12 protein-coding genes and 1 pseudogene are annotated in these 13,909 nt (G+C 39.3%); 8 read left to right on the forward strand and 5 right to left on the reverse strand.

Features of this window, described 5'->3' with window-relative positions; all coding sequences use genetic code 11:
- Positions 1-97 precede the first annotated feature (97 nt).
- From MSBRW_RS03875 to MSBRW_RS03890, 4 genes are all read right to left on the reverse strand, one after another.
- Positions 98-1,135 (reverse strand): adenine nucleotide alpha hydrolase family protein, encoded by a 1,038-nt coding sequence (locus tag MSBRW_RS03875; RefSeq protein ID WP_011305307.1) that lies wholly within the window; start codon positions 1,133-1,135, stop codon positions 98-100.
- On the reverse strand, positions 1,116-2,594 hold the full coding sequence (locus MSBRW_RS03880) for a class I adenylate-forming enzyme family protein (RefSeq protein WP_011305306.1): 1,479 nt from the start codon (positions 2,592-2,594) through the stop codon (positions 1,116-1,118). The genes MSBRW_RS03875 and MSBRW_RS03880 overlap by 20 nt, the downstream gene beginning before the upstream one ends.
- A gap of 6 nt (positions 2,595-2,600) precedes the next feature.
- Positions 2,601-2,846 carry an acyl carrier protein gene (locus MSBRW_RS03885; protein ID WP_011305305.1) on the reverse strand — a complete coding sequence of 82 codons (246 nt, stop codon included), beginning with the start codon at positions 2,844-2,846 and terminating at the stop codon, positions 2,601-2,603.
- 336 nt (positions 2,847-3,182) lie between these two features.
- Positions 3,183-3,869 (reverse strand): 4'-phosphopantetheinyl transferase family protein, encoded by a 687-nt coding sequence (locus tag MSBRW_RS03890; RefSeq protein ID WP_011305304.1) that lies wholly within the window; start codon positions 3,867-3,869, stop codon positions 3,183-3,185.
- 588 nt (positions 3,870-4,457) lie between these two features.
- On the opposite strand from MSBRW_RS03890, the gene MSBRW_RS03895 reads away from it, so the two are divergent.
- From MSBRW_RS03895 to MSBRW_RS03925, 8 genes and pseudogenes are all read left to right on the forward strand, one after another.
- Positions 4,458-4,727 (forward strand): DUF2551 domain-containing protein, encoded by a 270-nt coding sequence (locus MSBRW_RS03895; protein ID WP_011305303.1) that lies wholly within the window; start codon positions 4,458-4,460, stop codon positions 4,725-4,727.
- A 565-nt stretch (positions 4,728-5,292) separates the two neighbouring features.
- A complete protein-coding gene (uppS, locus tag MSBRW_RS03900) occupies positions 5,293-6,171 on the forward strand; it encodes a polyprenyl diphosphate synthase (protein ID WP_011305302.1) in 879 nt (292 codons plus the stop codon).
- A gap of 409 nt (positions 6,172-6,580) precedes the next feature.
- On the forward strand, positions 6,581-6,856 hold the full coding sequence (locus MSBRW_RS03905) for a hypothetical protein (RefSeq protein ID WP_011305301.1): 276 nt from the start codon (positions 6,581-6,583) through the stop codon (positions 6,854-6,856).
- Positions 6,835-8,970 carry a thioredoxin domain-containing protein gene (locus tag MSBRW_RS03910; RefSeq protein WP_011305300.1) on the forward strand — a complete coding sequence of 712 codons (2,136 nt, stop codon included), beginning with the start codon at positions 6,835-6,837 and terminating at the stop codon, positions 8,968-8,970. The genes MSBRW_RS03905 and MSBRW_RS03910 overlap by 22 nt, the downstream gene beginning before the upstream one ends.
- A 63-nt stretch (positions 8,971-9,033) precedes the next feature.
- Positions 9,034-9,264: a cytochrome b5 domain-containing protein gene (locus MSBRW_RS03915; protein ID WP_011305299.1), complete on the forward strand. Its 231-nt coding sequence runs from the start codon at positions 9,034-9,036 to the stop codon at positions 9,262-9,264.
- Between the two features lie 659 nt (positions 9,265-9,923).
- On the forward strand, positions 9,924-11,111 hold the full coding sequence (locus tag MSBRW_RS03920) for a S8 family peptidase (protein WP_011305298.1): 1,188 nt from the start codon (positions 9,924-9,926) through the stop codon (positions 11,109-11,111).
- Between the two features lie 180 nt (positions 11,112-11,291).
- Positions 11,292-11,550, forward strand: a pseudogene (locus MSBRW_RS20770) (transposase); the annotation flags it as partial.
- A gap of 211 nt (positions 11,551-11,761) precedes the next feature.
- Complete coding sequence (locus tag MSBRW_RS03925; RefSeq protein WP_011305297.1) at positions 11,762-12,310, forward strand: adenylate kinase family protein; 549 nt, start codon at positions 11,762-11,764, stop codon at positions 12,308-12,310.
- 1,075 nt (positions 12,311-13,385) lie between these two features.
- On the opposite strand, the gene MSBRW_RS03935 is transcribed toward MSBRW_RS03925, so the two are convergent.
- Positions 13,386-13,907: a nicotinamide-nucleotide adenylyltransferase gene (locus tag MSBRW_RS03935; protein WP_011305295.1), complete on the reverse strand. Its 522-nt coding sequence runs from the start codon at positions 13,905-13,907 to the stop codon at positions 13,386-13,388.
- Between the last annotated feature and the right edge of the window lie 2 nt (positions 13,908-13,909).

Below are 13,909 nucleotides of genomic sequence, written 5' to 3' on the forward strand. Positions count from 1 at the left end.
ATTAGGCTGTCCAATGTCCAAATTTTACTGTTCCAATTATACTGTTCCAATTATACTGTTCAAATTAACTACTGTAATTAAACTCTTTATCTTAAAATCAAATTTTAGCTAGTATTTTTTGTGATTTCTTTACTTTCAGTTTAAACTTTCTTGCAGCCTCTTCTATCAATGGCTGTGACAATTCCTGATTAATTTTTTTAAGTCCTTCTTCTCTTGACATTTCTCCGCTTCGGACAAGCCCTGCTACGTCAAAGGCATATGGATGAAACCCGTATTTCTCCAGGTGGTTGTAACAGGCAAAGGAATTCAATGTACAGTTGGTTGAATTGCTGTCATTGATTCCCGGAAGTTCCCACCCGATTTCCAGCAGTGTCTCAAGCACTTTGTCTTCACTGTAATCCCAGAGACATAGAGGATGTAGAATGCTCGGAACGTTCTCATCTATGTTCTCAAGAACTTCTTTTTTCAGGAGGAAAATTTCGTCCTTATCCTCGATGTCTATTTTCTGAAGCTGTTTCTCAAATAAGCTTCTGGACCACTGGATAAAATTGACTGACAGGTTGATTATGGGATTAGGAGACTGTCCAGCTGTAAAGGCAAATACGATGAAAGGTGCTTTTTGAAGAATGGCCTGCTCTATCAGCTTCTGTTTAATGATAGTGATGCAAATGTTGCATATGTCACTGGCTCGATATTTGGCGAATCTTGGAAATGCATCATATGACTCTGCAGCTTTTCGGAATGTATCATATAAAATTTCCTTTTCCATTGTCAACTGGAAATAATCGCATCCTGTGATCTCGCACATTTTTTTTGCATTCATTATTGCGTTTTCTGAAATGAACCCGTTATCGAACTGAACAGCCAGTACCTTAAGGAAAGGATAGTCTTTTTTGAGCTTGTAGAGCGTGTACGACGAATCTTTCCCACCTGAAAGTGCATAAATTATATCGTAGTTACCCTTTCCCCTGTACTGCTCAAAAAGTTTTTCAATTCTGGTCAGGTATTCATTTTTTTCCTGTGGACTAAGTGGGGTATATGTCTCACAAAAGTGACAGAGGCCAGTTTTTTCATTAATTTGTATACCTGGAATCTCGGAATCCAGAATACACTTTTTACACACTAGCTTTGACATGTTGGTACTCCTCTATAATGGATCGGTTGGATATTTTTCCATTCTCGCTTATGGGAAGGTGATCAATGAATAGTATTTCTCTTGGACGCAGGTATCCTGGCAGGCTTTTTCGACAGAATGCATACAACTTTTCAATTTCTGTTCCTTTTGCAGGTATGACCATGAGGCTAATTGCGGTTCCCATAAGTTCATGGTGCACAGGTACGACAAAAACCCTGGATACTTCGTTATTTTCCTCTATGCTTTTCTCAATTTCTCTTGGGTTAACACGATGATCACCGATTTTTATAAGGTCATCCTTGCGTCCCAGCAGTTTGATATATCCGTTGGGTAATTTCTGTGCAAGATCACCGGTATGCAGCCATCCATCTATAATTTTCATCCCAGTGGCAATTTCATCATCGAGGTAACCCAGCATAATGTTGTCTCCGGTAGCAACCAGTTCACCCGTAATATTAGGTTTTGCTGGTCTGTACTCGGAATCAAAGACATCCAGTATAACCCCTGGAATTGCTTTTCCTATAGTGTCAACGAGCTCATTCACATCTTCTGCTGGCAGATAAGCAAGTCTTGCCGTAGCTTCAGTTTGCCCGTACATCGGTAGAATCTCCAGATCTGGAGCTAATTCCCTTATGTCGTTTACAATATCCCGATCCATTTCTCCACCTGCTGATGCAGCGGTTCTGACTCTTGAGAAATCCTTTTTGAATCTATCCGGATATCGAAGGAGTATACGATAGGTACTGGGTACCCCATAGAATATGGATATGTCTGATCCTATAAGGTTGAAAATAGAGTCTATGAAATTCATATTTCCAATCCTGACTGAGCTGCCAGCTACCAGATGGGAGTTAATTATGGAATTCCCAAAAGCGTGATGTGGGGATATCACCAGTGCTCCTTTATCTCTGGAAGTTATCCTGAGTACCTTTATTATTGACTCTGCGTTTGCTACCAGATTTCTGTTACTTAACATTACACCTTTTGGGGTGCCTGTCGTGCCTGAAGTGTAAAGGACGAGCTGTAGTTGTGGATTATTCACTTCTGTTTCAATCTTCTTACGCAAAAACTCTCCAGAAGTATTGCTGGAAATAATTACTACAGTTCCAAAACGCTCAAAAAAGTCCTCTCCAAATCTTGAGTATTGTGTATCGGTTACGATGATATTGTTGACATGGGCGGCATCAAGGATTTTCTCAATACTGAATTTAGGAAATTCTATTGGTAGAGGAATTGCGATATTCGCAGATCGATATACTGCCATGAGCACTTTCACATACAGCATGCCTGATTCTGCCAGTATTGAAAATCGGCAGTGGTTAAAATCCATTAAAAGTGAAGCAATTGTGTTTATATCATTGTCAAGGCAGCTATAGGAAATTGAACTCTTTCCCTCTTCCAGGGCAATGCTTTGAGGAGTTTTTCTGGCGTACTCAGTGATATACGCATCAATTCGCATGCCTTTTCACTTCGCCAGCGTGGTAATCATATTCGTGATTCCCTGCAACGAATCAAAGTTTTCCGGTGTTAGCATATCTTCAGGAATCTCTATATAATATTTCTCGCAAATGTAGTCCATAAGTTCAAGCAGACCAATGGAATCTATAATGCCGTTTTGAGTGAGAGAATCATCATCTTTCAAGCTGCTGGTACTATCCATAAAAGAATTAGCTTTTAAGTAATCGACTATATCATTCTTTATTTGTTCCATGTGTTATTACCCCCAACGTTTTTCATTCAGCGGACCAGTGATCATAAATAACGCATTTCTGCCCATAATGACATGAGTCCCCAGTGATAATTACGTAATACTACTATATAAATAATTTGAGTCACTTCTTGGCTGATAAAAACACTGGTGAAGACAAAAATTGAGTAAAATCAATTGCTTGCATCCTGATTCACTGGATGATATAATTCACTAACTCTATAACTATATGTACTCAGTATCTCTCCCGGATAATTGGGTATTTATATGCACACAGAAAAATCCGAAAAATATAGAAAAGTGTTTAGAACTTTAAACTTTAGATTTCATCGAAAATCTTCAGTCCCAGTTGCAGTCGATTTTTTGAAGACGATTTATACCAATGATATGCGATTCCGAACGGGTTACAATGGAAAATAAATATTTGTTATCTAGAATATAAGTTGAATGATTGACACTGTTAAGATCCAGTTCTCTATTAAAAATAAGACACATTTTTTTGTTTGAAAACTTGGAATAGGCTTCTTTTAAAGTCCATGTTTTTAAAATATCGGTTTCATCTACAGTTTCGTCCATTAGTGAAGTTTTCTTATACAGGTTTTTAAAATTACTTTTAAGATCCAGCTTTCTCGTAAGTTCAATATCAATACCAACATCAACCTTTGAGATTGCAAGGGCTGCAAGGCGTTCAGTATAGGATATACAAATGCATAGTTCATTGTGATTAAGGATGCAGACCTTTCCATATTCGTCTTTGTATGTGGATATTTCGGAAGCGGATTGCTCATTAGCAACTTTGCATGTGATGTGTTTTAAAACCGTTCTGGAGACAATATATCTTTTCTTAAAGTGACTTGTCTTCAACCTCTTGAGATATTCCAGTTCTATTCTGCTGAGGTAACTTGTATTAAATGTATCATAATTATCCAGGTCAACAAGAAAAACGAGAACATCGCTCTGTTGCCACAGGTATGGGATGTGTCCAAGAGAAACGGGAAAGGGCAACTTTATATATTTGTTGTACATGTAGTCCACTTACATATGCTACATTTTAGTTTCCACACTCTTTATTTATTGGATATTTACTGAAGAAGGATACAAAGGTTGTATCGAGAAAAACTCCTGCTTTACCTTGATTTTATCTGGAAAACGTTTCCAGAGTTACAATCCAGAGTTGCAAGTAACTGATCCAGCTGTGGTATTTCCACTTCTACGTGGTGTATCTTTGTTGTTTATGCTTAGATTTATAGCTAAGTTTCATATAAATTATTTCTAATTCTTTAACATACTTTACAGTTCTCACACTTTCTTAAACATTGAGATCAGAGAGTTTTAATTTGCAAAAAGGGTGGATTATTTACTGTCGTTGACAGTATGCTGAAACCCATATATTGGTATTAAATTTATACTTTATATAAATAATTCTAAAAAGCAATCCTAAAATATATAAACGATAAGGATATAGGGTATTCGTTTCTTAGCGCCTCTACTCAGGGGTCGCATACTTTTTATAACTAAAAGAATAGTGAGCAATATAATGCTAAATCAATATAATTCAATCATTAACTGAGGTGTCCGAAACTGCAAACTGCGGAAGAAAGGGTAAGAGCGAGATTGGTTAAGTATCTCGGCAGGGATGAAAACGGGATACGCAAGGTTGTGCTCAATCTCTTCCTGACCGGAGACAAGTTCACCACCGGTGAAGTTTACGATTACCTGGATAAAGGAAATTTTGAGGTAAGCTACCGGGGAGTCTCGGCTATGGTCGGGCTTATGAATACAAGGCTCGGGATCTTGAGCATAAATGTCACCGGAGATCACAACGTCTATTCCCTAAAAGAAAGTTATAAAAACATTGTTGGCTCTGTGCTTGAAAACTACTGAGCCACTCTTCTTACTATCTGTTTTTAGGTAACAATTTTGAAATTGCTTACTGATTCTGTTAAAGCAGCGAAAAGAATGGAGTGACTACAGGCTTTGAATCTTGCTTCGAGATACTCTAATTTACTTAAAATTCTAATTTACTTAAAATATATATTTGGAAAAGTTGAAGGGCTGGAGGCTTCTAAAATTTAATTCAACAAAACGAGCTGTAGAGCATGCAATTTTTACGTCTGACATAGATTCTCAGTTCGGCAACCGATCCCAAAACTCCAAATCGCTTCTCTTAATGCCAGGTCTCAAATAATCAAGCGATTTTCTAATCATACAAATATTTTTGAAGTTTTACTCATTTAATGGTAAAAGTGGTTTTGGGATGGTCTCAATAAATAGAATTTTTAAGCAAAAGAGATATTAATATCTTGGACAAGAGAAGGTATTAAGCTCTATTAAGTGAGATATTTACGCGGATAGTTTTCAGATCTGGATATTTTCAGGGGGAAAACGCATAAAAAAATTAAATGTTATACCTAAGAGAAGGGGAATTTTTCGTGCAGGACTTCGTCTTTTGAAAAACCGTATTTTCAGTATATTTTATCATGAGTATGAGCGAAGACTCCAGAGAAAGATTCTGAATTCAGAAATTCCGCATCATATAGCTGTGATTATGGATGGGAACCGCAGGTATGCAGGGCAGTTTGGAAAGGCTCGAAGTTTCGGGCATGCAATGGGGGCAGAAGTTACCGAAAAGGTAATTGAGTGGTGTTATGAGATCGGGGTAAAGCAGCTTACCCTCTATGCTTTTTCTACGGAAAACTTTCAGCGCTCCGAAGAAGAAGTCGACGGTCTCTTCAACCTCATTAATGATAAATTCCTGAAACTTTACTCTGATCCAAGAACACACGAAAAAGAGACACAGGTTCGCGTCATAGGAGATAGGTCAAAATTACCCGCTTTTCTGAATGAGTCTATTGAAAAAATAGAAAAAGCAACGAAAAATTACGGGAAATTTTACCTGAATGTTGCCATTGCTTATGGAGGCAGGCAGGATATTATTCAGGCCGTTCGCGATATTGCAGGCTGTATTTCCAATGGGAAACTCTCTCTTGAGGAAGTGGACGAAAGTCTTATTTCAAAACATCTTTATCCTGCCCCAGGGTTCTCAGTTCCTAATGTGGATCTTGTCATCCGTACTGGAGGCGATGAAAGGGTTTCAAATTTCCTTCCCTGGCAGGCTAACGGAAGTGAATGTGCAGCTTACTTCTGTGCTCCTTTCTGGCCAGAGTTCCGAAAAATCGACCTTCTTCGCTCGGTCAGGGTATATCAGGCTAGGGAAGCCGAAAAAAAGCAGGAACAATCATATAGAGTTTCAAAAGTTGTAAATTTCCTAGAAATGGGAACTCGTGAAGACAAAGGCGAAGAGATTGGACAACCCCAGTACATTTAAATGCAAGCAACCTCCTAAAATATAAAGTAGCTGCGGCTATATCGAAAAAGTAGCATAAAATAGTGCCATGTCAGTTAATTAACTTCTTTTCTAAACTAAAGTGCGGGAACTTTAAAATGAAACGAATCTCCAGGTTTTGGAAGTTTCCTGCCTACCTTGCTTTTAAAATAGCTGGTTTGACTTATTTATTTACTAGTTAATAAATTCTCTTAGAATACCGATATATTGATATTCAGGAGACGAGTATTTAAAGTGGGAAAATTTGGCTGTACCTAATTTTTCAGTTTAAAGGCTTATGAGAAGTTTGAGAAAAATTATCATTGTATTGGGGGCAGATTAATCCGCTCCAGAATTGGCTATTTATTTAGAATGAAATCTATAGAAATAGGTTTAGATCAGGGGAGTTAGAATGGATATTATTAAAGAGTTAAATCTGTATTACTGTAGGACTTCTTTTCAGAAAGCTGGAAAATCGGAATATACCAGATCTGTAAATTTGGGGCAAGGTCATCTTCAGTATCGTTTAAAACTACAGAAAACTGATAAAATCAGAGATAGAAAAACTAAGGCATCTCTTTCAGGTTTGCGGGCAATGACGGCTCTCAGACTCTTGGTCAGGGAAGACGTAGGTGTGTCCAAAGTCCTTACAGACAGAATGCTTGCTTGTCAAAAAATAAAAGCCTGAAAATAAGCGGAGGGATTTTACTGGGAACAGAACACAAAAAACCTAACCGTCTGATAAATGAAAAGAGCCCATATCTCCTCCAGCACGCATATAATCCTGTGAAGTGGTATCCCTGGGGGGAAGAAGCTTTTGAGAAAGCCAGAAAAGAAAATAAACCTATTTTTCTATCAATTGGATATTCCACCTGCCACTGGTGTCACGTAATGGCACATGAGTCATTTGAGGATGAAGAGATAGCAAGACTCATGAACAGGGCTTTTGTTTGCATAAAAGTAGACCGTGAAGAACGGCCGGATATTGACAATGTTTATATGACGGTCTGCCAGATTATTCTGGGAAGAGGTGGCTGGCCTCTTAATATCATCATGACCCCAGACATGAAGCCTTTTTTTGCAGGAACCTATATTCCTAAAAATTCTCGTTTTAGTCAGACAGGAATGCTCGAACTTGTGCCGCGAATAGAGGAGATCTGGAACAGGCAGCACACAGAGGTCCTTGAGTCGGCTGATAAAATCACGTCTACTATCCAAAATATGATCTCAGAGCCAGCAGGAGAGGGCATAGGGGAGTCAATAATGGAGGAAGCTTACGAAGAGCTACTGACTTCTTTTGATAATGAATATGGCGGTTTTGGAAGAGCTCCCAAATTCCCTACTTCACATAAAATTTTCTTTTTGCTCCGTTACTGGAGACGCAGCGGGAACCCTGAAGCTCTTCATATGGTTGAATATACTCTGGAAAATATGTATAGGGGAGGAATTCATGACCATCTAGGTTCGGGTTTTCACCGTTACTCTACAGATAATGTGTGGATTGTCCCCCATTTTGAAAAGATGCTATACGACCAGGCTCTTATTGCAACTGCATACACAGAAATTTATCAGGTTACCGGAAAGAGACTGTATAAGGAAGCAGCAGAAGGAATTCTTGACTATGTGTTAAGAGATCTGACATCTCAGGAAGGTGGATTTTATTGTGGGGAAGATGCTGATGTAGAAGGAGAGGAAGGAAAGTACTATCTCTGGACTTTAGAAGAGGTCAGAACGGTTCTTAGTCCCGAGGAGTCCGAACTGATTACAAAAGTGTTTAATCTCAGCGAAACAGGTAACTTTGAAGAAGAAATAAGAGGTCGAAAAACCGGAACTAATATTTTTTATATGCCTCGTTCTCTCGAATCGCTTGCTGCCGAACTGAATATTCCTGCTGACGACGTTGATAGTCGGGTAAAAACGGCTAAAGCAAAACTCCTGTTAGCTCGGGATAAACGCAAAAGACCTGCAAAAGACGACAAGATTCTAACTGATTGGAATGGACTTATGATTGCAGCTCTTGCAAAAGGTTTCCAGGCCTTTGGCGAGGAGAAGTATTTGAAAGCTGCCGAAAAAGCTGCAGATTTTATTCTCAAGGTACTTTACAATCCCGATAGACGATTGCTTCATCGATATAGAGATGGGAAAACTGGTATTTCCGGAACTGCCGATGATTATGCATTTCTGATCCACGGACTCCTGGAGCTTTACGAGGCAGGATTTAAACTTGACTATCTTAAAGCAGCCCTTTGCCTCAACAGAGAATTTCTCGAACACTTCTGGGATCCCATTCAGGGAGGACTCTTCTTTACTGCTGACGACAGCGAGGCACTTATTTTCAGGAAAAAAGAGTTTTCGGATGCAGCCATACCTTCAGGAAATTCTATTGAGATGCTAAATCTTCTTAGACTTTCCAGAATAACTGCAGATTCCGAGCTGGAAGATAGAGCTCAAGGGCTGGAGCGTGCTTTTTCAAAACTCATCCAAAAAATACCATCAGGATATACGCAGTTCTTATCAGCTCTTGATTTTGGTCTGGGTCCAGCTTATCAAGTGGTAATTGTCGGAGAACATGAATCCCCGGATACTGGACAGATGCTCGAAGAACTCTGGACGTACTTCATTCCTAATAAAGTGCTGATTTTCAGACCTGAAGGAAAGGACCCTGAAATTACAAAGCTGGCAAAATATACGGAAGGGCAGGTTCCTATCGATGGAAAAGCTACTGCGTACGTCTGCCAAAACTATCAATGTCAACTTCCTACTACTGAGGTCAATGAGATGTTAAGAATGTTAAATGTATGACTGCAATTGAAACTGAAGGCTTTAGTCAAATGAGCTATTAATATTAGAGCGGAGAGATAACAATTGAAAGAATACACACTTGAAGAACTTGCAGAATATAACGGTAAAAATGGCAAGATATATGTTGCTTATCAGGGTCAGGTCTATGATGTTTCAGACAGCTATTTATGGGAGGATGGTACACACCAGGGACTTCACGATGCAGGAAAAGACCTTACTGAAGAAATGGACGAGGCGCCTCATGGGCCTGAAATGTTTAAGGACTTTCCTGTTATCGGGACTTTGAAAGAATAAAGTGGTTCTTACGATAAATACATGAGGATAGGAAAATATGTTGTTGTGATCATTTGTCCACATGGTGTAGAACTTCTGTATTATGGAAAGGTCCTGCTGGCGTTTTATGGAAGCCTCGGTACGAGGCTTTTCTAGCCTGATTTTCTTATTTTTTTTAATGAATACCCCGCAGTTTGACTAATAAAAATTGAAATCTATTTATAAAATCTGTTTTCGGCATGTACTTGTATTTTCGGTATAATTCCATCCTATCCAGTTTTTTGCCACATAACTAAACTTTTGCCCAACATTACAATACCATACATGGCTCCCACTTATATATGTCCTAAATTTTGGTTCATATATAATTTCTATTGAACATGTAGCATTGAGGTATGTGGTTTCAAAAACACCATCAACAATAATTTGCACACTTTAGTATCGGCCTGTCGATACAGATTATATGCAATCCTAACTATAGTTTCTAAATATATATTCTCCAGTAATTATATACTTTTGTTACATATATAAAGTGTCGTATTTTATCAGATAAATAAAATACGACCAGTAAAAATAAGGCTCTTTATTACTTTGGGTGGGGGGTAGATAGTTGCTTCATATATAGCCACTTCCCAGTTTGGATTCATGCCGATATCGAAATACTAGAGGAGGGTAAAAATATGGATTCAAAATATGTTATCCTGCACAGCAGTGAGATATTACCACCTTCACGGGGAGATATAGGAAGAGCACGCCGAGCAGAAGTATTCCCCTTGGAAGCGGCCCAACCAATCGTCAAGTTAGAGTACGCCGAACTTACCAAGCGGGAGAGCAATGATCTGCGCAGAGATCCCAGAACACTTGCCATTGCCAAACCTATGCCAATGAAACTGATTGCACCGGTTGGTAGCCTTGATGCACCAACAGCTACAAAATCCTGGGGAATCGACGCAGTACGTGCATCGGAATCGCCATTTGATGGAACCGGTGTCACTGTAGCTGTGCTAGATACTGGAATCGATCCAAATCACCCAGCATTTAAAGGCATGAAGCTGGTTCAGAAGAACTTCACTACGGAAATCGATAATGATATTCATGGGCATGGCACGCATTGTGCAGGGACCATTTTTGGCCAGGATGTCAATGGTGTCCGCATCGGCATCGCTAGAAAAATTAAATGTGCCCTAATTGGCAAGGTGCTGGGCAAAGAAGGAGGTTCCTCAGACACGATCGCCAAGGCCATCCAGTGGGCAGTCCAGGAAGGCGCAAATGTCATTTCCATGTCCCTAGGTATTGATTTTCCGGGCTATGTAGATTGGCTGGTTCATGACCAAGGCATGAATATTAACCCAGCAACATCCCAGGCGCTGGAAGAGTATCGTGCAAACGTCAACCTGTTCACCGAGTTAGTGCGCGTCGTGGCAGCACATGGGGCATTTGGGCAATCTGCAATCATCGTTGCGGCCAGCGGTAACGAAAGCAATCGGCCTAAATACGAAATTGCAGTCTCCCCTCCCGCTGCCGCCACAGGCATCGTTGCCGTTGGCGCACTGAATAAATCAGGCAAGGGCTTTAACGTTGCCGAATTTTCAAATAATCAGGTGAACATTGCCGCCCCTGGCGTTAACATCATCTCTGCTAAAGCAGGCACGAGTGGCCTTATCAGTATGAGTGGGACCAGCATGGCGACACCTCACGCTGCGGGTATTGCTGCCCTATGGGCACAGCGTCAACTGAAATTGACCGGGAGGATAAATAACGTGAGCTTGATGGCGCAACTTATTGCTAGTGGCACCTTTGACTCTCTAGTCCCAGGCAGCGAAGAGGATGATGTGGGTACAGGCATCATTCAGGCACCATTGAAGTGATTGGTCTTTCCAATTGGAAATGAACAAAAAACCTCCAAATCCGGAAAACAGATAATTTTAACAGCAAGCCATCGGTTTTACCGGTGGCCTTGTAATCTATTAAGGACTCCTATTTACCCACGCGTGATTGGTTTTACAAACTCAGCTTTCTCTTTCAACAGATGGGGATTAAGTCCATATTTTGTTGGAGCTGCGCCGAGATATTCGCCTTCAAAAGAGATGCAAATAGTAAAAAGCATAACGACAAGAGAGTTTTTCAAGAAATTCCCCAAAGTAAGGAAACAGCTTTAGGGGAGCGAATTTTGGAATGAAGGAGAATACATCGGAACAGTGGTTGATGATGTGATGGCGGACGCGATACACAATTGTGTTGAGACACAGGGAACTCCCGAAGAGAAGAAAGACTATAAAGCAGACTAATTTGTTGGATTTTGGCTGATTATAACGGCGCGAGCATGCCCAGCAGAGAGCTACAAGGTGCGTTTATTGTTTTACCAAACTTTAGAAAAGCCATTAAAAATATCATGTTAGACTATAGGGCTTGAAAAAGTAACAGAAAACAGGGCTGAGTATAATTAGTAATAGTTTTATCAGATTGTTCTTTTAGGACTACATTAAGTATAATTGATATAAAATTCATTCTTCCCTCCATGTTAATAGGACTCACCGGTACGCCAGGGACTGGAAAAACCTCGGTAAGTAAGTTTCTTGAAAGAAAAAGGCACTGGAAAGTAATTCACCTTAATGAAATGATCAAAGAAGAACATCTTTACACCGAGGTCGATGAGGTGAGAGATGCGGTTATTGCAGATATGGAACTTGTCAGGCAGCGTCTTGAAGAGATTATTGGTGGAAAGGAAAATGAGGTAATAATTCTTGAGAGTCATCTTGCTCATTACATCGCAGATATCGTGATTATACTCAGGGTATACCCTCCTGAATTGAAAATGAGGCTGAAAGCACGCGGCTATTCGGAAGAGAAAATAAGAGAAAATATTGAGGCCGAAGCTCTCGATGTGATCCTGGTTGAAGCCTTTGAATGGTGTAAGAAAGTTTTTGAGATAAACACAACAGGAAAGAGCATTGAAGAGACAGAACAGCACATAGAAAAAATAATAGATCATATTTTAAGTGGCAACGAAGAAGAATTGCCGGAGTATAAACCAGGATCAATTGATTGGATTGATCTTGTTCCTTAACTATTGTGAATTTAAAAGGTAAGGAAATTGGTAAGGGATATGGGGATTGGATCCCCGGAAGATTAAAACTTCCTTTTCCCTTAAATTGCGGCGTTACACCAATCAGGACAACTGCCTGAAGGCATTTTTAGCAGGTAGCACATTTGAGTTTCAGTGTAACGGTTGCACAATCGGTTCTTCCATCCTTACCTTTTACACAGTAGTTGAAAGTGTCCGTGCAAGAACATTTTTTATAACAACACGTTGATGGTGCTTTGTAGCAGAATTTACCGTTACTATACATTGTCACTTTACCACCCAGTTTGGTAGTAATAGTCTTTGTAGTTATAACTTTAAGGTTACATCCTTTGTCATTTTTCAATACAGTGTTAAAACAATACGTGACTTTGGGGCATTTTTTAAGTTTAACATTATAAGAGTCATTTCTCGCATCTGTTTTTGATTTACAACTGTTACTACACGCTGCTGCTCCTGTCATTGACATGACAAAAAAGACTAATGTGAAAATACATATTGTTTTAAATACAATCTTTCGCATTTTATACCCTCCATAGTATACACTCAATCATAAAAATTTCCAAAATTATTGGTTTTTAAATCCGATTTTCACTGGCAATGAAAATATACTCTTCCGGATTGAACCCCCGATTTATCAGGGAGATATATTTTCATATGATTGAGTGATCTTTCTACACTATTTTTTAACAAACAGTTAAAAAATAAACTGTCTGTTTTATGTTTTTATTCATCTCTTACTTCTTCGAAAAGACAGGTACTCTTCAATGTGTTCAATAATAGCATCGATTGTATCAATTAACCTTATATCCAAATTAAAGTTAAAAGTTGAGATGCAGTATCACAAAACACATAGAAAACGATCTGAGATCAATACGAAAAAGTATTAAGAGTTCACAATTAGAAATAACCATTTCTTTTATTAAAAATTATCTCTTTAGTTTACTTATGATTGTTGACTGCGTGAACTTATTAAAAAAATTATTAAAGTTTGGGGGATGTATTAATTAATACATAGATAGAGACAAACAATCGTGTGTAATCATACGAGTAACCATTCTTATAACGAAGAATTGTTATCGCTAGCAGAAACGTTCCTGAGGCGGGTTACTCCGTCTATTTCCTTTATTACTTCGACGACTGACTTTGGAACAAGGTGTTCCCATTTTTCCCCTGCAATCATTCGTCTCCGGATCTCAGTTCCGGAGTATCTTTCCCGGATATAAAGAGGAGATTGTTTTACGCAAACTCCGGCCTCTCGGAAGAGCTGAATAACCAGCGGATTATTCGAGTATACTACTTCGAAATGAGGCGTTCGGGACGCAACATGATGGACCCAGATAGAGTTATACTTGATATCTTCAATAGGGAGAACATAGTGCCGGATAGGAAGATTTTCAAGCGCGTTGTACACCATCAAAACCCTTTCACCTGCCGTAAAAGGGTCAGTTGATTCGTGACTTTTCTGAGCACTTCCTATGCCTACAACCAGCTCATCAACTTCTTCCGCAATCTGCTTGATTATGGTATGGTGACCAAAATGATACGGTTGAAAACGTCCAATATAAAAAGCTCGTGTCATCC

The sequence above is a fragment of the Methanosarcina barkeri str. Wiesmoor genome (genome assembly GCF_000969985.1).
Classification (GTDB): Archaea; Halobacteriota; Methanosarcinia; order Methanosarcinales; family Methanosarcinaceae; genus Methanosarcina; species Methanosarcina barkeri_B.

Bases quoted from the DNA above. Each gene is read 5' to 3' on its own strand.
- MSBRW_RS03875 (WP_011305307.1), bottom strand. From the start codon at position 1,135: ATGTCAAAGCTAGTGTGTAAAAAGTGTATTCTGGATTCCGAGATTCCA.
- MSBRW_RS03880 (WP_011305306.1), bottom strand. From the start codon at position 2,594: ATGCGAATTGATGCGTATATCACTGAGTACGCCAGAAAAACTCCTCAA.
- MSBRW_RS03885 (WP_011305305.1), bottom strand. From the start codon at position 2,846: ATGGAACAAATAAAGAATGATATAGTCGATTACTTAAAAGCTAATTCT.
- MSBRW_RS03890 (WP_011305304.1), bottom strand. From the start codon at position 3,869: ATGTACAACAAATATATAAAGTTGCCCTTTCCCGTTTCTCTTGGACAC.
- MSBRW_RS03905 (WP_011305301.1), top strand. From the start codon at position 6,581: ATGGATATTATTAAAGAGTTAAATCTGTATTACTGTAGGACTTCTTTT.
- MSBRW_RS03920 (WP_011305298.1), top strand. From the start codon at position 9,924: ATGGATTCAAAATATGTTATCCTGCACAGCAGTGAGATATTACCACCT.
- MSBRW_RS03925 (WP_011305297.1), top strand. From the start codon at position 11,762: ATGTTAATAGGACTCACCGGTACGCCAGGGACTGGAAAAACCTCGGTA.
- MSBRW_RS03935 (WP_011305295.1), bottom strand. From the start codon at position 13,907: ATGACACGAGCTTTTTATATTGGACGTTTTCAACCGTATCATTTTGGT.